Source organism: Sedimenticola thiotaurini, assembly GCF_001007875.1.
Lineage (GTDB): Bacteria > Pseudomonadota > Gammaproteobacteria > Chromatiales > Chromatiaceae > Sedimenticola > Sedimenticola thiotaurini.
The window spans coordinates 1,520,878-1,542,418 of record NZ_CP011412.1; the positions used below are offsets into that span (position 1 = coordinate 1,520,878).

23 protein-coding genes are annotated in these 21,541 nt (G+C 59.8%); 15 read left to right on the forward strand and 8 right to left on the reverse strand.

Translation table 11 applies throughout. The annotated features are described in order from the left end of the window. Positions 1-126 precede the first annotated feature (126 nt). From AAY24_RS06865 to AAY24_RS06875, 3 genes are read left to right on the forward strand one after another with little or no spacing between them, the layout of a single operon-like run. Positions 127-741 (forward strand): NADPH-dependent FMN reductase, encoded by a 615-nt coding sequence (locus AAY24_RS06865; protein ID WP_046859060.1) that lies wholly within the window; start codon positions 127-129, stop codon positions 739-741. Between the two features lie 31 nt (positions 742-772). Then, on the forward strand, positions 773-1,699 hold the full coding sequence (hemF, locus tag AAY24_RS06870; RefSeq protein WP_046859061.1) for an oxygen-dependent coproporphyrinogen oxidase: 927 nt from the start codon (positions 773-775) through the stop codon (positions 1,697-1,699). 16 nt (positions 1,700-1,715) lie between these two features. Further along, positions 1,716-2,378, forward strand: coding sequence for a thiopurine S-methyltransferase (locus AAY24_RS06875; RefSeq protein WP_046859062.1), 663 nt, complete (start codon positions 1,716-1,718; stop codon positions 2,376-2,378). A gap of 134 nt (positions 2,379-2,512) precedes the next feature. On the opposite strand, the gene AAY24_RS06880 is transcribed toward AAY24_RS06875, so the two are convergent. The 6 genes from AAY24_RS06880 to AAY24_RS06905 all read right to left on the reverse strand — a co-directional run bounded on the left by AAY24_RS06880 (position 2,513) and on the right by AAY24_RS06905 (position 7,019). Further along, on the reverse strand, positions 2,513-2,803 hold the full coding sequence (locus AAY24_RS06880; RefSeq protein ID WP_046859063.1) for a TraR/DksA C4-type zinc finger protein: 291 nt from the start codon (positions 2,801-2,803) through the stop codon (positions 2,513-2,515). 31 nt (positions 2,804-2,834) lie between these two features. Further along, complete coding sequence (olsF, locus tag AAY24_RS06885; protein WP_046859064.1) at positions 2,835-4,550, reverse strand: bifunctional ornithine lipid synthase OlsF; 1,716 nt, start codon at positions 4,548-4,550, stop codon at positions 2,835-2,837. 82 nt (positions 4,551-4,632) lie between these two features. Beyond that, positions 4,633-4,824 carry a CPXCG motif-containing cysteine-rich protein gene (locus AAY24_RS06890; RefSeq protein ID WP_046859065.1) on the reverse strand — a complete coding sequence of 64 codons (192 nt, stop codon included), beginning with the start codon at positions 4,822-4,824 and terminating at the stop codon, positions 4,633-4,635. A gap of 31 nt (positions 4,825-4,855) precedes the next feature. Further along, positions 4,856-5,317, reverse strand: a complete 462-nt coding sequence (locus AAY24_RS06895) for an OsmC family protein (protein WP_046859066.1) — start codon at positions 5,315-5,317, stop codon at positions 4,856-4,858. 77 nt (positions 5,318-5,394) lie between these two features. Beyond that, the gene (locus AAY24_RS06900; protein WP_052761353.1) at positions 5,395-5,814 is read right to left on the reverse strand and encodes a YbaN family protein; all 420 of its coding nucleotides are present in this window, start codon (positions 5,812-5,814) and stop codon (positions 5,395-5,397) included. Positions 5,815-5,948: 134 nt separating this feature from the next. Continuing rightward, positions 5,949-7,019, reverse strand: a complete 1,071-nt coding sequence (locus tag AAY24_RS06905; protein WP_046859067.1) for a substrate-binding domain-containing protein — start codon at positions 7,017-7,019, stop codon at positions 5,949-5,951. Between the two features lie 267 nt (positions 7,020-7,286). Here AAY24_RS06905 and AAY24_RS06910 point away from each other — a divergent pair, with 267 nt between their 5' ends. The 12 genes from AAY24_RS06910 (at position 7,287) to AAY24_RS06965 (ending at position 19,596) form a co-directional block, all read left to right on the forward strand. Beyond that, positions 7,287-7,757, forward strand: a complete 471-nt coding sequence (locus AAY24_RS06910) for a formate dehydrogenase subunit gamma (protein WP_046859068.1) — start codon at positions 7,287-7,289, stop codon at positions 7,755-7,757. Continuing rightward, positions 7,754-9,307: a formate dehydrogenase beta subunit gene (locus tag AAY24_RS06915; RefSeq protein WP_046859069.1), complete on the forward strand. Its 1,554-nt coding sequence runs from the start codon at positions 7,754-7,756 to the stop codon at positions 9,305-9,307. The genes AAY24_RS06910 and AAY24_RS06915 overlap by 4 nt, the downstream gene beginning before the upstream one ends. A 27-nt stretch (positions 9,308-9,334) precedes the next feature. Continuing rightward, on the forward strand, positions 9,335-12,202 hold the full coding sequence (gene fdhF / locus AAY24_RS06920; protein ID WP_046859070.1) for a formate dehydrogenase subunit alpha: 2,868 nt from the start codon (positions 9,335-9,337) through the stop codon (positions 12,200-12,202). Beyond that, positions 12,202-13,059 (forward strand): formate dehydrogenase accessory sulfurtransferase FdhD, encoded by an 858-nt coding sequence (gene fdhD, locus AAY24_RS06925; protein WP_082117062.1) that lies wholly within the window; start codon positions 12,202-12,204, stop codon positions 13,057-13,059. Before fdhF ends, fdhD begins: the two co-directional genes overlap by 1 nt. After that, entirely contained in the window at positions 13,056-13,286 is a 231-nt protein-coding gene (locus AAY24_RS06930) for a formate dehydrogenase subunit delta (protein WP_046859071.1), read from the forward strand. Before fdhD ends, AAY24_RS06930 begins: the two co-directional genes overlap by 4 nt. A 518-nt stretch (positions 13,287-13,804) precedes the next feature. Continuing rightward, positions 13,805-14,662: a transporter substrate-binding domain-containing protein gene (locus AAY24_RS06935; protein WP_046859072.1), complete on the forward strand. Its 858-nt coding sequence runs from the start codon at positions 13,805-13,807 to the stop codon at positions 14,660-14,662. 42 nt (positions 14,663-14,704) lie between these two features. After that, positions 14,705-15,361, forward strand: a complete 657-nt coding sequence (locus tag AAY24_RS06940) for an amino acid ABC transporter permease (RefSeq protein WP_046859073.1) — start codon at positions 14,705-14,707, stop codon at positions 15,359-15,361. After that, positions 15,358-16,020 carry an amino acid ABC transporter permease gene (locus AAY24_RS06945; protein WP_052761111.1) on the forward strand — a complete coding sequence of 221 codons (663 nt, stop codon included), beginning with the start codon at positions 15,358-15,360 and terminating at the stop codon, positions 16,018-16,020. The genes AAY24_RS06940 and AAY24_RS06945 overlap by 4 nt, the downstream gene beginning before the upstream one ends. A 1-nt stretch (position 16,021) precedes the next feature. Beyond that, a complete protein-coding gene (locus AAY24_RS06950) occupies positions 16,022-16,849 on the forward strand; it encodes an amino acid ABC transporter ATP-binding protein (protein WP_046859074.1) in 828 nt (275 codons plus the stop codon). A gap of 6 nt (positions 16,850-16,855) precedes the next feature. Further along, positions 16,856-18,172 carry a M20 family metallo-hydrolase gene (locus AAY24_RS06955; protein ID WP_199930515.1) on the forward strand — a complete coding sequence of 439 codons (1,317 nt, stop codon included), beginning with the start codon at positions 16,856-16,858 and terminating at the stop codon, positions 18,170-18,172. A gap of 29 nt (positions 18,173-18,201) precedes the next feature. Further along, the gene (locus AAY24_RS06960) at positions 18,202-18,894 is read left to right on the forward strand and encodes a DUF1989 domain-containing protein (RefSeq protein ID WP_199930516.1); all 693 of its coding nucleotides are present in this window, start codon (positions 18,202-18,204) and stop codon (positions 18,892-18,894) included. 60 nt (positions 18,895-18,954) lie between these two features. Then, positions 18,955-19,596, forward strand: coding sequence for a cupin domain-containing protein (locus AAY24_RS06965; protein ID WP_082117063.1), 642 nt, complete (start codon positions 18,955-18,957; stop codon positions 19,594-19,596). Positions 19,597-19,665: 69 nt separating this feature from the next. Here AAY24_RS06965 and AAY24_RS06970 read toward each other — a convergent pair whose 3' ends face one another. Beyond that, on the reverse strand, positions 19,666-20,079 hold the full coding sequence (locus AAY24_RS06970) for a response regulator (protein WP_052761112.1): 414 nt from the start codon (positions 20,077-20,079) through the stop codon (positions 19,666-19,668). 194 nt (positions 20,080-20,273) lie between these two features. After that, a complete protein-coding gene (locus tag AAY24_RS06975) occupies positions 20,274-21,452 on the reverse strand; it encodes an EAL domain-containing response regulator (RefSeq protein WP_199930517.1) in 1,179 nt (392 codons plus the stop codon). Between the last annotated feature and the right edge of the window lie 89 nt (positions 21,453-21,541).

The following is a 21,541-nucleotide window of genomic DNA, read 5'->3' on the forward strand; positions in this document are numbered from 1 at the left end:
ATTGCCGGGCTCTGGGGGAGTTGGCAGGCGAAATCTCCGCAGGATTGACATCTTAATAACCTATCATTATCGTAGGTTTTTAACAGCCCACCGATGGTGGGCGTTTTTAACACCCCAGGAAGAAGCATGAAAATAACCATTATCAGTGGCAGCCATCGCAACCCCTCCCAAAGCATGAAAGTGGCCCGGCATATGCGCCAGGTTCTGCAAGATTCAGACTACTGTGACGAGGCAGAGATTTTCAGCCTGGCAGACAATCCGCTGCCCCTGTGGGACCAGCGAATCTGGGAGAACGACCCGGAGTGGAACGAACTTCTGCAGCCGATGCGCGACCAGTTTGGCAGCAGTGACGGGTTCGTGGTTATCTCCCCCGAGTGGCATGGGCAGGTCCCCTCCGGACTGAAAAACCTGTTTCTCCTCTGTGGCCATAAAGAAGTGGGACACAAACCGGCGCTGATCGTGACGGTCTCCTCCGGCGATGGCGGCGCCTACCCGGTGGCCGAATTGCGCATGAGCAGCTACAAAAACAACCGCATCTGCTATATCCCGGAACAGGTCATCGTGCGCCATGTTGAGGGCGTGTTGAACTCCGACCCGGCCGACAACAAGCCGGAGGCGGATGCCTATTTCAGGGAGCGGATTGAATGGGCCCTCAGCCTGCTCGGTAACTACGCCGCCGCCCTCAAGCCGATCCGCGAAAGCGGTATTACCCAGCACAAAAAGTTCGCCAATGGTATGTAACCGGCTATTCCGCTGAGAGAGTACCCCCTATATGACCAGTCCCGATAAATCCGCTGTCAGCCGCTACCTGCAACAGCTGCAACAGCAGATCTGCGACGCACTGGAGGCGTGTGATGGTCAGGCCAGATTCAAAACCGACCAGTGGGAGCGGGAACCCCGGCATGGACTGGGGGGTGGCGGTATCACCCGGGTGATCCAGGAGGGCAACGTCATCGAACAGGGTGGCGTCAATTTCTCCCACGTGATCGGGGAGAGCCTGCCAGCTTCGGCAACCGCCCATCGACCGGAACTGGCCGGGCGGGCGTTCGAGGCGATGGGCGTCTCCCTGGTGATCCACCCCTGGAATCCTTACGTACCCACCTCCCACGCCAATGTGCGATTTTTTATCGCCGAGCGGGAGGATGAAGCGCCCATCTGGTGGTTTGGTGGCGGTTTCGACCTCACACCCTACTACGGGAACGAGGAGGACTGCCGCCACTGGCACCGCAGCGCGGCCGACGCCTGCGAGGGGTTTGGTGACCACACCTACAATCGCTTCAAGCAGTGGTGTGATGACTATTTCTACCTGCGTCATCGCAAGGAGCCGCGGGGTATCGGCGGACTCTTCTTTGACGACCTCAATGAGTGGGGATTCGAAACCTGCTTCCGTTTCATGCAGAGCGTGGGGGATCACTACCTGCCGGCCTATCTGCCCATTGTGGAGAGACGCAAGCAGCAGCCATACGAAGGGCGACAACGGGACTTCCAGCTCTACCGGCGTGGCCGCTATGTGGAATTCAACCTGGTGCACGACCGGGGCACCCTGTTTGGTCTGCAGAGCGGCGGACGGACGGAATCCATCCTGATGTCCATGCCACCGCTGGTGAAATGGCGCTATGATTGGACTCCCCAGGCCGGTTCCGAAGAGGCACTGCTGTACGACCACTACCTGAAACCCAGGGACTGGTTAAACGAATAGACAAGGGAAGGGATGGATGGATAAACAGTTCTGGCACGAACGCTGGGAGAAAAATCAGATCGGCTTTCACCAGCAGGAGATCAACAGTTACCTGCAGGAGTACTGGTCCCGGTTGCAACTGCCCGCCGGGTCCACCGTTTTTGTGCCCCTGTGCGGCAAGAGCCGGGACATGCTCTGGCTGCTGGAGCAGGGTTACCGGGTATTGGGTATTGAACTCAGCCCGATTGCGGTGGCCGACTTCTTCCGGGAGAACAACCTGCAACCCGAAGTCAGATCGGAAAACGGCATGGAACACTGGTCCTGCGATGAACTGGAGATTATCTGTGGCGATTTCTTTTCCCTGCAGCCATCCGCTGTCGCACACTGTCAGGCGGTCTATGACCGCGCCTCACTGATCGCCATGCCGCCGCGCCTGCGGCCTGCTTACGCGGACAAGTTGCAGAGCCTCTGCCCCACCGCCCTGCCCATTTTACTGGTCACCATGGAGTATCCCCAGGAGCAGATGGCTGGCCCACCCTTCTCGGTGCACCAGAGCGAGGTAAATGGCTTCTACGCAGACCGCTATGACGTGGAGAACATCCTCACCCGGGATATTCTGGATGAAAGCCCCCGTTTCCGGCAGCGGGGTCTGACCGCCATGCAGGAGCGTGTCTACCTGCTGCACCCGCACCCGGTGTGACATGCCGATGATGGATCAGTTCCACCGGTTGGTCGGCACCGGCGCGGGGTGCAGGATTTTTCCAAACGATCCGCGTCACTGCATCCTTCAAGACGGGCAGATTTGCTCCATCACCCACTGCCGGGGACTACCCCTCAGCAGATACTCAGCAGGTAATCATCCAGCTCGGCATTGATCCGCTGTGGTTCGGTCGCAGTGAAGATCCCGGCCTGCTCCCGCTCCTGTCGGGTGGCGCACGGCACACAAAGGGAACAGCCGGGCACCGCCTTGACCCGGGCCCGGGGAATCGGGGTATCGCAGTGGCTGCAACGGCGCTGGTTGAGCGGCGCTGAAACACCCTGTTTGACGCCATGCTCCCGAATCCGTCTCACCGAGGTCAGTACCTGGTCTTCGATAAACTTGTCTGCCATGTCCGCAATATCCATCGTTCGCTCCTTGGTTATTCTGCTGTCGGGATCACGCCCCGATATAACGTTTCCGTTTGGAAGCCTTTACCCGCTCCAGATCCACCAGGATCAGCCCGTCCACGCAATCGGCAAATTGGGGATCCACCCCGAATGCCAGGAACTGCACGCCGCCCGGCTCACACAGCTCGGTGTACTGTTTGTACAGGGTAGGTACGGTCAGATTGAACAGGGAGAGCTGGTACTTCAGTTCCTGGAAATCGGCCTTCGCATCATCGCCGACAAAAATGCGCCGGCACTCATTCAGGGCCGCCTGGCTGATACGGTAGGGGTTGTAGGATTCCGCCAGTGCCTGTCCGGCACCGTAGTAGTGGCTGAAGTAGTAGACAATCAGATCACGGGCATGGCCCGGATAGCGGGCACTGAGGCTGACCGGTCCGAACAGGTAACGCACCCGGGGTTGATGCCTCACATAGGCGCCCAGTCCTTGCCATAAGTAGTCCAGCGCCCGCGAACCCCAGAAGGCCGGCTGGACAAAGCTGCGCCCCAATTCCAGACCGGCCGCGCAATAGGTCTCAAAGGCCGGATCCAGCCGGAACAGGCTGGCACTGTAGAGACCATCCAGTCCCCGCGAGCCCACAATGGCCGCCGCATCACCAAAACGGTAAGCTCCGGCGATCTCCAGTTCGGCGTCATCCCACAGCACCAGGTGCTGGTAATACTGGTCATAGGCATCCACATCGCGCCGCTGCCCGGTCCCCTCACCCACCTTGCGAAAACTCAGTTCCCGCAGACGGCCTATCTCTCGGATGAAACTGGAGTCCGCCTGCCAGTCGGACAGGATGATCTGCTTGCCGTCGGTGGTGGTGCCCAGCTGTTCCGCCGCCCGCAGTTCGCTCTTCAGCGACTGGCGTGATTCCGGGTGCGCGATACTCTTCTCGGTGGCGAAGATGCCGTTGCGACACTGGCCGATGCGATAGAGATGCTTGCGCAGCATCTTCACCTGGGCCTTGGGCCTGAGACCGGACTCGCTGATGGTACGGATCGGGATCGCCTCACCGATACGGAATCCGATGGTGTTGTTCCGCTGACGGAACATCTCACGCACCAGCAGCAGCGCGGCCAGGGGTTTGGACAACATGGATACGCCATAGAACAGGGGTGAATTCCTGGCATCGATGTAAACCGGCACCACCGGCGACGCGGTACGTTTGGCAAACTGCAGGAAACCGGGCTTCCAGTGCACATCCCGCACGCCGCTGGGCCGCAGTCGGGACACTTCACCGGCAGGAAACACGATCACCGCCTGCTCCCGGTGCAGCGCGTCGTAGATGCGCTTGATATTGGCGCGACTGGACCCACCGCCGAAATTATCCACCGGCAGCAGCATCTCCTCCAGCGGTTTCAGGGAGGAGAGCAGATCATTGGCAATCACCCGGATATCCGTGCGAACCCGGCTGATCATCAGAATCAGTGCGAGGGCGTCCAGGGCGCCAAGGGGATGGTTGGCCACAATCACCACCCGGCCGGTGGGCGGTATGTTCTCCAGCTCCTTGCTGATCAGGGAGTAATCGAGATCGAAATACTCCAGCACCTTTTCGATAAAATCGAGCCCCTTGATTCCGGCGTGACGTTGCAGGAACTGGTTGATCTCCCGCTCGTTGAAGAGCATGCGCAGGAAGCGGACCAGGGGGCGGGAGACCAGGGATGGTTTGGTCTCAAAAAAATCGGGAAAGCGGTTGGTTATTACCTGTTCTACGTTTAACACCAGTCATCTCCACTCGGTTTTGCAGCAGCCTAACCGGGTGATGTGACGGTGAATTTACGTGGTGGTTAACAAATCGTGACAATCAATCATCTTCCCGCCGCACCGACAGGAACAGATCATCCGGATCTTCACACTTCAGGGTAACGGTGATGGGCCGGCAACAGACCTGACAATCCTCGATATACTCCTGCTCCGGAACCGAACAGTCCAGCAACAGCAGCAGCGGTTCACCACAATAGGGGCAGTTCACGGTACGTTGCTGAATCAGATCCATGGGTATCCTCCCGGCATTGAGAGTCAATTGCTCAGAGCAGCTCCACCACCACCTCAGTCTTCACCGAGTTGGCGATAAAACAGCACTGGTGTGACTGGCGATGCAGCGCCTGCAGTTGGGATTCAGTCGGTTTGCGCTGTCCGCCAAAAATAATAATCGGCCGTAATTTCACCCGCAGCATGACGGTCCTCCCTTCGGCGTCTTTGCCCAACTCGCCCACTGCCTGGTCATCGTAGGACTCCACCAGAAATCCGTACTGGGCCGCCAGGGAGAGGAAAAACAGCATGTGGCAGCTGGAGAGAGCGGCGATAAAGGCCTCTTCCGGATCCACGTTCGCCTCCACCGACAACGGTGCCGGTACTACCTGGGGCGATGCAGAGGCGGGCACTGACAGCCCCCCGTCAAATTCCCAGCGATGTCCCCGGCTGTAGCGGTTATCCAGAAAACTGGCGTCACCTCTTTTCCAGATCACCCGGGCGCTATGTTCGGACATCGGCAATCATCCTCGTTACAGGTTCCAGGCAACAGTTTAGCGTACCGGATCCGACTGCCCGGACAATCCGCTCCGCCTCACTCGATCGGGTCTGTCTCCACCTTCAGAGCGCTTGGCCGGGTCAGCAGATAGCTTGCCACCACCAGCATGATCGCCGCAGTCAGCCAGACAGCCACTTGCGGTACCTGGCTGTAGCCGATCAGATAGGTGAGACTGGCCGACATGGTCACCACGATAATCACTTTGGCATGCAGCGGGATAATCCGGTGCTGATGCCAGCGTTGCAGGGCCGGTCCGAAAACCCGGTGCTGGTAGAGCCACTGGTGTAACCGGAGCGAACTGCGGGAGAAGGCCCAGAGGGTCAATAACAGAAACGGCGTGGTAGGTAACAGCGGCAACACCACCCCGAGCATACCGAGACCAAAAAAGAGCCACCCCAGGGTGAGGTAGACCAGCCGGACAGGGCCGGTACGCAGAGGTGAAGATTGCATAGTCATAGCATAAATCACACCGGGCATCGGTACAGGCTTCCATTGAAGCAGATGGACAAGCCACTGTCGACAGTATAGCCGGTACGGCGCAGCTGGGTTCGGATCAGTACGGGATGGTTCCTTGCCCGCCCCGTCGGGGTTCAGGCAATCCCGGGAAACGCGGTGGCAGGACTGGGCATATCCAGGCTCAGGCAAGGGGCGTAACCGGCCAGCCCGCTGACCTCGGCACGGAATTCACCACTCTCCATGGTTTCCAGAATCGGGCGCAGACGGCGATCATGCTGCAGGGACTGGTCAAACATCAGGAAATAGTTTTCCGTCAGCAGGGGTACAAAATCGAGGTTGAACTGGCGTGCCGCCGCCTCCACGCCGATCCCCACATCGGCCTTGCGGCTGGCAATATAGGCCGCCACTGCGGAGTGGGTGAACTCGACACTCTCGAAGCCCTGGATATCCCGCTTGTCGATCTGGTGCTGCTCCAGCAGCAGTTCCAATAGCATCCGGGTACCGGAGTTCTCCTGGCGATTGACCAGCCGGATATTGGGCTTTTTCAGATCGGCGATACTCCAGATACCGTGGGGATTACCCGGCGCCACCATGATCCCCTGTCCCCGGGTGGCCAGGCAGAGCAGCCGGAACGACGGTTTGAACAGCTTGGCAAAGCGCGCCAGCACCGGCTCCATCAGCGGACCCTGGGGAATATGGAAACCGGCAATATCACAGACACCGCGGTTTAACGCGTCGACCGCTTCCAGACTGCCCCGGTAGTTGATCTCAAACTGGTTCTTGCGTTGGGTGAGGCGCTTGCGCAGGGCATCGATGGCGAAGCCGTGGCTGGCGAACAGGCGCAACGCCCCATCCCCCTGGGGTACGATGCTGTTAATTTCCGCCTCGATCTCAGACGCCATGCTGTCCAGGAAGGGGCCCAGGCGCGCTTCCATCTGCCGGTGCGCCCAGAGCAGCTTGCGGCCCAGTTCGGTCAAGCGGGATCCACGACCCCGGGTCATCTCAACCACGCTGTCACCCAGCAGGGCATCCAGATCCGCCAGCAGATTCCAGGCGTGTCGGTAGGAGATGCCCAGCTGCCTGCTCGCCTCGCGCAGGTTACCGGAGGTTTCAATTTCGCCCAGTAACAGCAGTGCCCGGTCCAGCGGTTTGCTCTCGCCATTGGCCTCGATGTGGCTGATCACCGGTTTGATAACGAATCTCATAGTTGCAATTTATTTCATATTAAAAGCGACTACAAATAGTATTTTATTCGGGCCAAAACGTCATATTGCTCTGATTTGTAAACAATACTAGCATCATTACCCAGTGGATCGCTCAAGAATCCAGTCGGCCATAAGTGGCTGATATACATTAGCCGGCCCACAAGCACTGTTCAGGCCGCGACCACTACAGAATAACCGGTCACCGTCACTACCCGGACAGGCGTAGTCACGGGATGAAGCGGAAAAATAACAAGCGAGGAGGTTCCAATGAGTGCAGACCCGTCTTTTGACCCGCAGGCCATCCAGGCGGCCATCGACGCCTTCGCGGATATGCCGGGCGCCCTGCTGCCCATATTGCATAGTATCCAGGAACGCGTCGGCTATATTCCCCCTGCCGCAGTCACTCCGGTCGCCGCCGCCCTGAACCTGTCCCGTGCCGAGGTCCACGGGGTGATCAGCTATTACCACCATTTCCGCGATCGCCCCTGCGGTAAACGGATGGTGGAGATCTGCCGCGCCGAAGCGTGCCAGGCTCGCGGGGCAAGACAGCTGGATGCACACGCCCGCCAGCGCCTCGGCTGCGAATTCCACCAGACCAGCGCCGAGCATGACGTCACCCTGGAGCCGGTCTACTGCCTGGGCCTGTGCGCCACCGGGCCGGCGGTCAGCATCGACGGCCAGCTTCATAGTCGGGTCACCCCGGAACGGTTCGACGCACTGCTGGAGCAAAACCCATGACTATCACCCTTTATGTATCCTGCGATTCCACCGCCCGCTCTCTGGGGGCCGACGCGGTGGCCAACGCCATTCGCAGCGAGGCGTTGCTCCGCAACATCGAAATCCGCCTGATCCGCAACAGCTCCCGCGGCCTGTTCTGGCTGGAACCCCTGGTGGAGGTGGCCACCGAGGCCGGCCGGGTCGGTTATGGACCGGTTACCGTGGAAGATGTACCGGCCCTGTTCGATGCCGGCTTTCAACAGGGGGGCGAACACAGGCTGGCACTGGGCCTGGTGGAGGAGCTTCCCTACCTGAAGCGACAGGAGCGTCTCACCTTTGCCCGCATGGGTATCACCGACCCGCTCTCCCTGGATGACTATCTGCAGCACGAAGGCTACGCCGGCCTTGAGAAGGCACTGGCCCTGAGTGGCAGGCAGATCGTGGAGACCGTGACCGAATCGGGCCTGCGGGGCCGTGGCGGCGCGGCCTTCCCCACCGGGATCAAATGGAACACCGTGCTGGAGAGTGAATCGGATCAGAAATACGTGGTGTGTAATGCCGACGAAGGCGATTCGGGCACCTTCTCCGACCGCATGGTGATGGAGGGTGATCCCTTCATGCTGATCGAAGGCATGACCATTGCCGGCCTGGCGGTGGGTGCCACCGAGGGCTATATCTATGTCCGCTCTGAATACCCGCAAGCCTTCGCCACCCTGGAGGAGGCCATCCGGATTGCCAGCCGTTACGGCTACCTGGGCAGTAACATTCTCGGATCTGACAAAGCCTTTAACCTGCAGGTACGCAAGGCGGCCGGCTCCTATGTCTGCGGTGAAGAGACCGCCATGCTGGAGAGCCTGGAGGGTAAACGGGGCATGGTGCGCGCCAAGCCGCCCCTGCCCGCGGTGCACGGCCTGTTCGGCCAGCCGACGGTGATCAACAATGTGATCTCCCTGGCCGCGGTGCCGCTGATCCTGGCCCGTGGAGCAGCTTACTACCGCGACTTCGGCATGGGGCGCTCACGGGGCACCCTGCCCCTGCAACTGACCGGCAATATCCGCTATGGCGGGCTGGTGGAGAAGGCGTTCGGTGTCACCCTGCGTGAACTGATCGACGACTTCGGCGGCGGCACCGAGAGCGGTCGCCCGGTACGGGCGGTACAGGTGGGCGGTCCGCTGGGCGCCTATCTGTCCGCCGGGCAGCTCGACGTGGAGGTGGACTACGAGGCCCTGGCCGCTATCGGTGGTGTACTGGGGCACGGCGGCATCGTGGTGTTCGATGACACCGTGGACATGGCCGAACAGGCCCGCTTCGCCATGGAGTTCTGTGCCCTGGAGTCCTGCGGCAAGTGCACCCCCTGCCGTATCGGCTCCCCCCGTGGCGTGGAAGTGATAGACAAGATCATAGCCGGTCAGCAGGTGGAGTCCCAGATCACCCTGTTACGGGATCTGTGCGCCACCATGCAGGATGGCTCCCTGTGCGCCATGGGGGGCATGACCCCCTACCCGGTGCTCTCCGCGCTTGATCATTTTCCGGAAGATTTCGCCGCCGCCCCTGTGCGCAAGGCAGGCTGACCCCATTCCGGCCCAGGAGGATTGAATATGTACCAGCTTAGTGAAAAAGATTTCGGCACCCCGGCGCGGGAGTCGGAAAACCTGGTCTCGGTGGAGATCGACGGCATTCAGGTGACCGTTCCCGAGGGCACCTCGGTGATGCGTGCCGCCACGGAAGCCGGCGTCAACATACCCAAACTGTGCGCCACCGATACCCTGGAGCCGTTCGGCTCCTGCCGCCTCTGCCTGGTTCAGATCAAGGATCGGCGCGGCTATCCGGCATCCTGCACCACCCCGGTGGAACAGGGCATGCAGATTCTCACCGAAACGCCACGCCTGGCGGAACTGCGCCGGGGGGTGATGGAGCTCTATATCTCGGACCATCCGCTGGACTGCCTCACCTGCCCCACCAACGGTAACTGCGAACTGCAGACCATGGCCGGCACGGTTGGCCTGCGGGACGTGCGCTACGGTTACGAAGGCCGGAATCATTTGAGTGACGCGAAAGATCTCTCCAATCCCTATTTCACCTACGATCCCTCTAAATGCATCGTCTGTAACCGCTGCGTTCGGGCCTGCGAGGAGATCCAGGGTACCTTCGCCCTGACCATCGACGGGCGCGGCTTCGAATCCCGTATCGCGGCCAGCCAGAACGAGGCGTTCATGGCCTCCGAATGTGTCTCCTGCGGCGCCTGTGTGCAGGCCTGCCCCACCGCCACCCTGACGGAAAAATCGATTATCGCCAAGGGTCAGCCGGATCACAGCGTGGTCACCACCTGCGCCTACTGTGGCGTCGGCTGTGCCTTCAAGGCGGAGATGAAAGGCAACGAAGTGGTACGCATGATTCCCTGGAAGGATGGCAAGGCCAACGAAGGACACTCCTGCATCAAGGGGCGTTTCGCCTGGGATTACGCCAACCATAAGGATCGCATTCTCAAACCGATGATCCGCCAGAGCATCAACGACCCCTGGCAGGAGGTCTCCTGGGATGAGGCGATCAACTATGCCGCTTCCGAGTTCAAGCGTATCCAGAAAAAGTATGGCCGGAATGCGATCGGTGGCATTGTCTCTTCGCGCTGCACCAACGAAGAGGACTACCTGGTCCAGAAACTGGTACGGGCCGCCTTCGGCAACAACAATGTGGATACCTGCGCCCGGGTCTGCCACTCCCCCACCGGCTATGGTCTGAAGCAGACACTGGGGGAATCGGCCGGCACCCAGACCTTCAAGTCGGTGGAGCAGGCCGATGTGATCATGGTCATTGGCGCCAATCCGACCGACGGCCACCCGGTATTTGCCTCGCGCATGAAACGGCGCCTGCGGGAAGGCGCCCGCTTGATCGTGATCGATCCACGCACCATCGACCTGGTCAACTCCGCCCATATCCGGGCCGATTACCACCTGAAGCTGAAACCGGGTACCAACGTGGCGCTGATCAGCGCCATGGCCCATGTGCTGGTCACCGAGAACCTGATTGATGAGGCGTTCGTCGAGGCCCGTTGCGATAGCGCCTCCTTCCGGGACTGGAAGGCGTTTGCCGCCCTGCCGGAGAACGCCCCGGAGGCGCTGGAGGAGGCCACAGGGGTACCGGCACAACAGTTGCGCGAGGCGACCCGGCTGTATGCCACGGCTGGCAACAGCGCCATCTACTACGGACTGGGCGTCACCGAGCACGCCCAGGGATCGACCATGGTCATGGGTATCGCCAACCTGGCGATGGCCACCGGCAACATCGGCCGGGAGGGGGTGGGCGTCAACCCGTTGCGCGGCCAGAACAATGTACAGGGTTCCTGTGACATGGGCTCCTTCCCCCATGAGTTGCCCGGCTACCGGCACGTCTCCGATGTCACGACCCGCAGTCAGTTCGAGGCGGCCTGGGGCACCAGGCTGCAGGCGGAACCTGGCCTGCGCATACCCAACATGTTTGATGCCGCCCTGGAGGGCAGCTTCATGGGGCTCTACTGCCAGGGAGAGGATATCGTACAGTCCGACCCCGATACCCAGCACGTGGCCCGTGCGCTGGAGGCGATGGAGTGCATCGTGGTGCAGGACCTGTTCCTCAATGAAACCGCCAAGTACGCCCATGTGTTCCTGCCCGGCTCCTCTTTCCTGGAGCGGGACGGCACCTTCACCAATGCGGAACGCCGTATCTCCCGGGTGCGCAAGGTGATGCCGCCGAAAGCCGGCAAGGCGGACTGGGAGACCACCATGGCCCTCTCCAACGCGTTGGGCTATCCCATGAACTACCGCCATCCATCCGAAATCATGGATGAGATCGCCGCCCTCACCCCCACCTTCACCGGCGTCAGCTATGCACGGCTGGAGGAGCTGGGCAGTATCCAGTGGCCCTGTAACGATAGCGCCCCGGAGGGCACTCCAGTGATGCATGTGGATCAGTTCGTGCGCGGCAAGGGACGTTTCTTTATCACCCGCTACGTACCCACGGATGAAAAGGTGACCCGCCGCTTCCCGTTGATCCTGACCACGGGCCGGATTCTGTCGCAGTACAACGTGGGCGCCCAGACCCGGCGGACCGACAATGTGCTCTGGCACAGCGAAGATCGCCTGGAGATCCATCCCCACGACGCCGAGGAGCGTGGCATCGTGGACGGCGGCTGGGTCGGTATCGAGTCCCGTGCCGGCCAGACGGTGCTGCGCGCCCGGATCTCGGAGCGGGTGCAGCCGGGCGTGGTCTACACCACCTTCCACTTCCCGGAGTCGGGCGCCAACGTGATCACCACGGACAACTCCGACTGGGCCACCAACTGCCCGGAATACAAAGTGACCGCCACCCAGGTAACGGCGGTCAGTCAGCCCTCGGAATGGCAGAAAAACTACCAGGCCTTTAACCGCCGGCAGCTGGCACTGTTAAAGGGGAAACCGGCACCTGAAAGCGCACTGGCGGAACAGCAGTGATGGCCTCCCTGCAAACCCGTCTGCTGGCGGATGGGACAGACGATAGCCTGCCCTGCAGTCCCTGTCTGACACGCACCTGGGATAACGGCAACCTATCGGCCGCTACCGACCAGGTGGCTGACGAGGTGCCGGTGGCGCTGGAGTACAACGGCATTTCCCACGCGGTCATGCTGGCCTCGCCGGACTGCCTGGAGGACTTTGTCACCGGTTTCAGTCTGACCGAGGGCATCGTGTCCACGCCACAGGAGATCCGCGACATCCAGGTAGATCAGGGTGAAAAAGGTATCACGGTGAAACTGGAGATCGCCCCGGCCTGTTTTTTCAAACTGAAGGAGAAACGGCGAACCCTGGCGGGCCGCACCGGCTGCGGTCTGTGTGGTGCGGAGAGCCTGGAGCAGGTGTACCGACAGCCGGCTCCCCTGACCACAGGGTCACGCTTTTCGGCACCGCTTTTGCACCAGGCGTTCCGGCAACTGAAGTCCAGCCAGATCCTGATGCAGCACACCGGCGCCACCCACGCCGCCGGCTGGCTCAACCCTGAGGGGCAACTGGTGATGATCCGCGAAGACGTGGGTCGTCACAACGCACTGGACAAACTGATCGGCGCGCTGGCCCGGGGGGGAATCGATGGTGCCGGTGGCGCCGTGCTGGTAACCAGCCGGGCCAGTTACGAAATGGTATTGAAGAGTGCCGCCGCCGGCATCGGTTTCCTGGCTGCCCTGTCCGCTCCCACCAGTCTGGCGATCCGGCTGGCGGAGAGTGCCCAGCTGACCCTGGTGGGGTTCGTGCGCGGCCAGCGTATGAATATCTACACCCATCCTGAACGACTGAATCGAACAAGCGAGTCTGACTCATGAATATTGACCGACTGATCAAGATGGCCAACCAGATTGGCACTTTTTTCGAAAGTATCCCGGATCGGGAACAGGCCCTGCAGGAGATCGCCGGCCACCTGAAGAAGTTCTGGGATCCGCGCATGCGGGAAAAACTGATAGCTCATCTGGAGAGCAGCAGTGACAGCGGCCTGACTCCCATTGTGCTGGACTCGCTGCGGGCCCATAAATCGAACTTGGTCCGGGCCTGACCACGCTCCCATCGCCGGTCGGGTATCCCCGGCCGGCAACCAGTTTATGCTCACCGGCTTCAGGACAGTTGCTTTGCAGGAGAGCGCTGCTTCAGCCGAGCAGCAAATCCGATAAAACAGTTGCCCAGCACATCTCTCCCGCCCAGCCATTGTTGGTCGCCCCGGGTCGCGGCCAAAACGCCATTACTCTCCCCCGCCACTACTGAACCGCCCGCCTGACCGCTCGGTATGATCCGGTCACGTCCCTCTGGCCGTATCACTGTTTGGTAGCCCCTGTGCAGCCTGAAGACGATCCATCAGGGTGCGCCTCTCACTGTGAATGCACCAAAAGCGCACGTCGGAAAATGCTACTGCATATCGCCGAACCGGCGACTGCTCATCAATTATCTTTTGAAAACAAGAAATTAAAAAAACCTCGCCCGATTGGCACAGGCTTTGCTCAAGACATTCACGTGATTCAAGTAACTTGAATTAAACGCATACATCTTGAACGTAACGCTTACCCTACGAGGTCCAGCATGAAAACAGCCTTTACAAAGTCCATCTCCATCGCCTGCGCGCTCGCTGCCACCCTGGCGCTGAATCCCCTCCAGGCGACAGCCGCCGACCTGCTCACCACAGTGAAGCAGAATAAAGAGATCAGTATTGGTACTGAAGCCCAATTCGCTCCGTTTGAGTTTGTAGAGGATGGCAAGATCGTCGGATACAGCGCCGATCTGCTCGACCTCATCATGGCGGACCTGCCCGGTGTGAAAGCCAAACGCCAGGATGTCCCTTTTCAGGCCATTCTGCCTGGCCTGGCAGCGAAAAAATTCGATTTCATTGTCACCTCGGTAATGGTCACCAAGGCCCGTGCCGCCAAATTTGCCTTTACCGTGCCCATCGCAGAGGCAACGGTCGCACTCCTCAAACGGGCGGACGACAGCAGCCTGAGCAGCCCGGAACAGATCGCCGGCAAGGTGATCGGTTCCCAGGCCGGTTCCGCACAGCTCAAGGCACTGCAGGACTACGATCGGAAACTGCGCGACGCCGGCAAGCCCTCGCTGAAGGCGATCCGGGAGTACGTCTCCTTTGATGAAGCTTACGCCGACCTGGCCGCCGGCCGGCTCGACGCAGTCGCCCAGTCTATGTCCAATCTTGGCCCCCTGGTCAAACGTCGCGGTGATACCTACGCCATCGTCCAGCCGGCTATCGGACCCAAGACCTATTACGCCTGGGTTGGCCGCAAGGATAGCGATAGCGCCCCACTGGTGGAGTTTTTCAGTCAGGGCATCGCACAGGCAAACCGCAGCGGCAAGATGACCGAACTGCAACAGAAATGGTTCGGTTTCACCATGGATCTGCCGGCCGATCATCTGCCTGAGCCGATGATGTAACAGCGCCTGTTACTCACCACGTTAACTGACGGGAGCCACCCCATGACGCTTATAGAACGCCTGGTCGACTATCTGCCCAGCATCGGCAACGGCATGCTGACCACCGCCGGTCTGTCCATCGTGGCCATTGTGCTCGGATTCCTGGCGGCTATCGGCCTCCATGTGGTGCGCTCCCGCAACCCCTGGTTGGCTACTTTGGTGAGGATCTATGTCAGCTTCTTCCGCGGCACCCCCATCCTGGTGCAGTTGCTGATGCTGTTCTATCTGCCGGCGGCCTTTGCCATCAACCTGAAACCGGAACTGGCGGCCATCACCGCCCTGGCGCTCAATTCAGCCGCATTCCAGAGCGAGATTCTGCGCGCCGGATTCAGCGCCATTCCCACCGCCCAGATCGAAGCGGCCCGGGTGTTCGGCCTCTCCCCGCGCCAGATTCTCTGGCATATCCAGGTCCCCCAGGTGGTGCGCATCACCCTGCCTTCGCTGATGTCCGAGTCGATCGACATTATCAAAGGCTCCGCGGTCATCTCGGTTATTGCCATAGCCGACCTGATGCGGGTCGGCAAACAGCTGGTGGCGGTCTCCTACCGGCCACTGGAAGTCTACCTCTCCATTGCCTGTGCCTATCTGCTGCTGACCACGGTGATCGCCCTGCTGGCCACGGCCCTGGCACGCCGTTTTAACTCCGGGAGTCCGGCATGAATATCGAACTGATCCTGGACATACTGCCCGCTTTCCTGACCGCCGCCTGGGTCACCCTGGAGGTCTCACTACTTGCCGTCCTGATTGGCGCCGCCTGCGGCTTTGTGTTGAACGGTCTGCGGGCACTGTTCCCCCGGCAGCTTGACACACCCTATCGTCTGTTTGTCTGGCTGGTGCGTGGCACACCCTTTCTGGCCCAGCTGTTTGTGATCTATTTCGGCCTGCCCCAGATCGGCATCACGTTTGACCCACTGCAGGCCACCGTGGTGGGCCTGAGCCTCTACGGCAGCGCCTATTTTGCCGAGATATTCCGTGCCGTCTGGCAATCCATCCCATCGGGTCAGCTGGAAGCCGGTCGGGCGTTCGGACTCTCCCGCCTGCAGATCCTGGTCCGTATCGAGGCGCCCCAGGCGTGCCGGCTGGCCATTCCCATGCTGACCAACCAGGCGATCCTGATTCTCAAAGAGTCGTCCATCGCCTCCATCATCACCGTGCCTGAGCTGACCATGACCGCCGGCAGCATTGTTGCCGAGACCTTCTCCTACGCAGAGCCCTATATCCTGCTCGGTCTTATCTACTGGGTGCTGGCCCTCTCCATGGCGGGGCTTGGACGGGGCATGGAACATATTTTCTCACCCCGTGTGAACAAGGGAGTTTGATATGAATTCGATTCACTTACCCATGGTTAGTCTGCGCGGCGTCGGCAAATCCTATGGCGAACACCGGGTGCTGCATGACTTCGACCTGGATGTGGAACAGGGTGAAGTGGTGACCCTGATCGGCCCCTCCGGTTCCGGCAAAACCACCGCACTGCGCTGTATGAATTTCCTCGAAGAGTACGACCAGGGGGAGATCCGCATCCGGGGCGCCCTACTCGGTTACACCCATACCGGAAATGGCCAGCGTCGGCGTGACAGTGACCGCAACATTGCCGAAGTACGGGCACCCGTGGCAATGGTATTTCAACAGTTCAACCTGTGGCCGCACATGCGGGTTATCGAGAACGTCACGGCCCCCCTGACCCTGGTCAAGGGCATACACCGGGACGCCGCCCGCAAGCGTGCCATGCGTGCGCTGGAGCGGGTCGGCATGGCCAACAAGGCGGATGCCTTCCCCGCTCAACTCAGCGGCGGCCAGCAGCAACGGGTGGGAATCGCCCGGGCGCTGGCAGTGGAACCGGAGGTGATGCTGCTCGACGAACCCACCTCGGCACTCGATCCGGAACTGGTCGACGAGGTACTGGAGGTGATCCAGTCGTTGGCCCGGGATGGCATGACCATGGTGATGGTTACCCACGAGATGGGCTTCGCCGCCAAAGTCTCCAGCCGGGTCGTTTTCATGGAGGCCGGCCGCATTATCGAAACCGGTGTACCCAGCCGCCTGTTTACCACGCCGGCTACCGATCGTCTGCGCGCCTTCCTGCGCACCTGGTTTGATCGCAGTCGCAATGGCGCGATCGAGCTACCCACCAACACCCGGGACCACTGAACCACGATGAGCATCACGACACTTTCCCAGACAGCAGCTTTGCCAGTCGAGGCCCGGTTGGCCATGCAACAGGTCAATCCGGCACGCTTCATGGATATGCTTCAGCGCCTGGCTACTTTCGGCGCAGTGCCGGGTGGTGGCGTCGCCCGGGAAGCGCTAACCATTTCCGAGCTGGAAGCGCGTCGCTGGCTCTGTTCCCGCTTCAGCGCACCCCACTACCGATGGTACATGGACGATGCGGCAAACCTGTTTCTGCGTCGAGCAGGCCTGGCAGATGCCCTGACACCGGTGATGACCGGCAGCCACATCGACACTCAGCCGGTGGGCGGCTGGCTGGACGGCGCCTACGGTGTGGTCGCCGGTATGGAGCTGTTTCTTGCCCTGGACGACGCGGGTATTCGCACCCAGCGTCCCCTTGAGCTGGTTATCTGGACCAATGAAGAGGGGTCCCGCTTCAGTCCCGGTGCCATGGGCTCCAGTGCTTTTGCCGATCCCACCCGACTGGCCGATTTCCTGCCGGTCACCGACGCCGGCGGCGAGCGCTTTGAACAGGCCCGGGATGCAGCCCGCCAGGCCACCCCTGCCGCGACCTCCCGTGCCCTGGGGCGGCCGGTTCACGCCTATCTGGAGGCCCACATCGAACAGGGGCCGGTTCTGGAAGATGGCGGCTTTCAACTCGGTATCGTGACCGGTATCCAGGGGGTGCGCTGGTTCGAGATCAGCGTCACCGGGGTCAGTGCCCATGCCGGCACCACGCCATTGGCAGCCCGGCATGATGCCCTGATGAGTGCCGCCCAATTGATCAGCCGGCTGGGCGAGATGGCCGCGGCACGCCAGGATCCTGCCCTGCGTTTCACAGTCGGTCGCCTGGAAGTATCCCCCGGCTCAATCAACACCATTGCCGACCGTGTCACTTTCACCATCGATCTGCGCCACCCTGAAGAAGCCGTCCTGGCGGAGATGGAAGCCCTGATCCGGCAGACAGTGGAAGCAAAAACCGGCGCCTGCGGTTATGCACTGCGCAGCCTGATGCGGCGCCCCCCGACCCGGTTCGACAAGGCTGTCATAGAAACCGTTGCAGCGGCCGTATCCGCCACCGGGGCACCCGCCTGCCGGTTGGGTTCTGGCGCCTTCCACGACGCCATGTACCTGGCGGATGTGTGTCCCACCGCCATGCTGTTTGTACCCAGCCATAAAGGCATCAGCCATAACCCGGCCGAAGACACCGCCGAGGCGGACCTGGTCGCCGGTGTGCGAGCACTGGCTGGTGCAGTTATCACACTTGCCACGCCTGCCAATGCGTTGCAATCAACCCCTAATTGATCTGAACAAACCAACCAAGGAGTCAACTGATGAACACCATGACCGCCCCCGCCCTGCTTGCAGATAATGGCGATGCCGAAGGCACCAACAACACCCTGCATGAGCCGATCTCACCGGATGGTACGCCGGAGCCAGGAAAGCTGTACGAAGTACCGGCACGGAACGGTCGGGCCGTGCGTGTCGCTGCCGGACAGACTATCCGTGTCATCAACACACACGGCACGCAGGTTTGCGATCTGTGGGCTTTCAACGCGGACAACCTGAACGAGTTCATGTCCATGGAGCACCTTCGTGCCTGGATCGACCGGATCAATCCGCTACCGGGCGACGCACTGGTGACCAACCACCGTCGTCCTATTCTGACCCTGACAACCGATACCTCACCCGGCGTCCACGATACACTGATCGCTCCCTGTGATATCTACCGCTACCGCACCCTTGGGGTAGAGGGTTATCACGACAGTTGCGCCGATAACCTGAGGTTGGCCCTGAAGGCGATCGGCCTGCGTCAGCACGAAGTTCCCGGTTCACTTAATCTGTGGATGAATATACCCTTTGATATCGATGGCGGAATCAAATGGTTGCCGACCGTCAGCCGGGCCGGCGATTATGTGGAATTCCGTGCCGAGATGGACAGTATTGTCGTCATGTCGGCCTGTCCGCAGGATATTGTGGCAATCAACAGCAGAGCACCGATGCCGGTGCATTTTTCAGTTGCCTGATCCCTACTGTGGCGACGTCCCCATGGTGGGACATCGCCGCAAACAACCAGTGAGAACACCATGTCGGCCAGAGAACGAAAAAAAACTAAAAAAGACAAACCCACCTCTACATCGGCGGAGACCGGTGCTCCATTGCCCCGGCTCGATCCGGCCCTGTTACTGGGTGGACGCATCCGCCATACACGCACACTAAGTGGATTGACTCTCAAGCATGTTGCCCGGGAAGCGGGTTGTTCGGAGAGCATGTTATCGAAAATCGAACGGGGCCAGGCCTCCCCCTCCCTGTCAGCCCTGCATCGACTGGCTAAAGCCCTGAACACCAACGTGGCTGAACTCACTGCCCAGGAGGAGGCGGTGCGATCCCCGGTGATGCGAGCCGACGAGCGCCCGGTGGTGAACTTTGGAAGCGGCCGTTCCGGTATTCAGCTGGAACGGCTGGTGGCTCCGGCACGCAGTCAGTTACTGCAGGGGGATATCCATCTGCTGGCGCCCGGCACCGAGTCGGAAGAGATGATTCACCACGTCGGCGAGGAGTTTGGTTATGTACTGGAAGGGGAGCTGGAGCTTAAACTGGGCGACAACACCTATACACTGTCGGCCGGCGACTCCTTCTACTTTGCCAGTGAAATTCCCCACAGCTACCGAAATACCGGAAAAGTCACAACCCGGGTCTTGTGGATCAATACGCCACCCACTTTCTGAAACCGGCCGGGTGTGCCGGTATATCCCGCGGTTAATCTGCTCGCTGCCATGACTCAACACAAGCAGCCATTATCCCTCTGCAGCTTCCATCGGCAGATTCAGTTGCGACAACAGTGGCTGAAGCTGTTGAAAGATCTGATCCTTGGCGATGAACTGATCAGCACCTGCCGCAATAGCCAGTTCCCTGGTGCGAGGTGAATTGTCGGTGGACATAACAATGATCAATGTCTCATCCCCGAATCCCCGCACCCTTCGGGTGATTTCGATACCATTCATATCCGGCATGAATACATCCATCAGTACCAGTATCGGGCTGGACTTACTGATGGTGGCAAACGCGGAGCTGCCGTTGCTGGCCTCCAGCACCCGGACACCTGGCAAGAAGATCGTCAGCAAGTCACAAAGCGCAGTGCGCATGGATGGTTGATCATCCACGATCAACACCACAGGCGGTTTCGTCTCAGATACTGTTACTTTCATCATTATTCAATTCTTGCTGATTTTCGGTTGTCCATGACATTCATTATCGTCGACCGTAAGCGAACCGGCGGGTGGGCATGGGAATGACCGTTGGCACAGCCGGGTCAATCGACCCGTCATGGGCTGTAGCGTTATCGGTCGTTATAACAGGAATAGTACCTTTCCAGAGCGCAGTCATCGTGCCGGTTGTCCCTTGATCATTTGGATACCGCCCTGGATTCGTAATACCAGGCCTGCACCCACTGGATCAACTCCTCTCCGGCCATCGGTTTTGCAATGTAATAGCCCTGGCCGATATCACAACCGAGTTGAAGGAGACAATTCCAGTCGTCCAAGGTCTCGATACCCTCACCCACACATCTCAGACCAAGCTTACCGGCCACGTCCGCACTCGACTCCACAGCCGCAAGCAAATGGGGTTGGGAGGAGGCCCCGGTGACAAATGCCTGATCAATCTTCAACTCGGTATAGGGCACCCGGGACAACTGCTGCAGTGATGAAAACCCGGTACCATAATCATCAATGGAAAGGCCAAAGCCCTTGATTCGCAGGCGTGCCAGCGTCTCCAGACAGCGTGCCACGTCCGTCATGGCCACTGTTTCGGTGATTTCCACGATCAGTTGTTCAGGTGCAACTCCCTGGTCAGACAGGAGATCCATGATCCGGTTGGATAGTCGTGTGTCACTGAGTGTTACTTGTGAAAAATTAATGCTGACAGTGAGGTGCAGACCCACACTGTTCCAGTAGGCCAACTGTGCAATCGCTTTCTCCAGTATCACCCAGGTCAGTTGATCGATAAGACCGTTCTGTTCGGCGACACCAATAAACAGGCCGGGGGGTATAATGCCCCGCTCCGGATGGTGCCAGCGGGCCAGCGCTTCAACACCAATTACCTGCCGGGATTGCAGCTCCACCTGGGGCTGAAAAAACGGCTCAAACTGTCCCTGTTCAATACCGTGTTGGATTTCCGCCCTTGAGAAAGACTCTACAGCCCGGAGAATTTTTGGTTTGGCCAGTTGCAGGGAAGCGGTGATTTTATGGCGTAACTCCGGGATCATGGCCGGTTTTGACAAGGCCCCGAGCACGGTTAAGCCATACTCTTCTGCCATCAGCTCCACGCTACGCAGAATGCTGCGCTCCTTACCACTCACGATCAGCACCGCCGAATCGATATTTTTATCGCCGAGTTGGTGCAGAAAATCCATGCCGTCAATATCCGGCATATCGAGATCGGTAATGATAATATCGGGCTGTTTTTTGGCTGTGGAAATAAACTGCAGGGCATGGAGCGCCGATTCCGACTGATGAATCTCACCGACACCGATCATGCTCATCATCTTCTCCAGCAAACCGCGCTGGTAGTTGTCATCATCCACGATTAATACGGATAAACAAGATAAGTTGGCATTCATGCTGCGTTACCGCCTGACCGGTCACAGGGTCCATCTAACTGACTCCCCTGTAT

Bases quoted from the DNA above. Each gene is read 5' to 3' on its own strand.
- AAY24_RS06915 (WP_046859069.1), top strand. From the start codon at position 7,754: ATGACTATCACCCTTTATGTATCCTGCGATTCCACCGCCCGCTCTCTG.
- fdhF (WP_046859070.1), top strand. From the start codon at position 9,335: ATGTACCAGCTTAGTGAAAAAGATTTCGGCACCCCGGCGCGGGAGTCG.
- AAY24_RS06935 (WP_046859072.1), top strand. From the start codon at position 13,805: ATGAAAACAGCCTTTACAAAGTCCATCTCCATCGCCTGCGCGCTCGCT.
- AAY24_RS06955 (WP_199930515.1), top strand. From the start codon at position 16,856: ATGAGCATCACGACACTTTCCCAGACAGCAGCTTTGCCAGTCGAGGCC.
- AAY24_RS06930 (WP_046859071.1), top strand. From the start codon at position 13,056: ATGAATATTGACCGACTGATCAAGATGGCCAACCAGATTGGCACTTTT.
- AAY24_RS06905 (WP_046859067.1), bottom strand. From the start codon at position 7,019: ATGAGATTCGTTATCAAACCGGTGATCAGCCACATCGAGGCCAATGGC.
- AAY24_RS06970 (WP_052761112.1), bottom strand. From the start codon at position 20,079: ATGATGAAAGTAACAGTATCTGAGACGAAACCGCCTGTGGTGTTGATC.
- hemF (WP_046859061.1), top strand. From the start codon at position 773: ATGACCAGTCCCGATAAATCCGCTGTCAGCCGCTACCTGCAACAGCTG.
- AAY24_RS06910 (WP_046859068.1), top strand. From the start codon at position 7,287: ATGAGTGCAGACCCGTCTTTTGACCCGCAGGCCATCCAGGCGGCCATC.
- AAY24_RS06875 (WP_046859062.1), top strand. From the start codon at position 1,716: ATGGATAAACAGTTCTGGCACGAACGCTGGGAGAAAAATCAGATCGGC.
- AAY24_RS06940 (WP_046859073.1), top strand. From the start codon at position 14,705: ATGACGCTTATAGAACGCCTGGTCGACTATCTGCCCAGCATCGGCAAC.
- AAY24_RS06890 (WP_046859065.1), bottom strand. From the start codon at position 4,824: ATGGATCTGATTCAGCAACGTACCGTGAACTGCCCCTATTGTGGTGAA.
- AAY24_RS06945 (WP_052761111.1), top strand. From the start codon at position 15,358: ATGAATATCGAACTGATCCTGGACATACTGCCCGCTTTCCTGACCGCC.
- AAY24_RS06880 (WP_046859063.1), bottom strand. From the start codon at position 2,803: ATGGATATTGCGGACATGGCAGACAAGTTTATCGAAGACCAGGTACTG.
- AAY24_RS06895 (WP_046859066.1), bottom strand. From the start codon at position 5,317: ATGTCCGAACATAGCGCCCGGGTGATCTGGAAAAGAGGTGACGCCAGT.
- AAY24_RS06950 (WP_046859074.1), top strand. From the start codon at position 16,022: ATGAATTCGATTCACTTACCCATGGTTAGTCTGCGCGGCGTCGGCAAA.
- AAY24_RS06960 (WP_199930516.1), top strand. From the start codon at position 18,202: ATGAACACCATGACCGCCCCCGCCCTGCTTGCAGATAATGGCGATGCC.
- AAY24_RS06965 (WP_082117063.1), top strand. From the start codon at position 18,955: ATGTCGGCCAGAGAACGAAAAAAAACTAAAAAAGACAAACCCACCTCT.
- AAY24_RS06865 (WP_046859060.1), top strand. From the start codon at position 127: ATGAAAATAACCATTATCAGTGGCAGCCATCGCAACCCCTCCCAAAGC.
- fdhD (WP_082117062.1), top strand. From the start codon at position 12,202: ATGGCCTCCCTGCAAACCCGTCTGCTGGCGGATGGGACAGACGATAGC.
- AAY24_RS06900 (WP_052761353.1), bottom strand. From the start codon at position 5,814: ATGACTATGCAATCTTCACCTCTGCGTACCGGCCCTGTCCGGCTGGTC.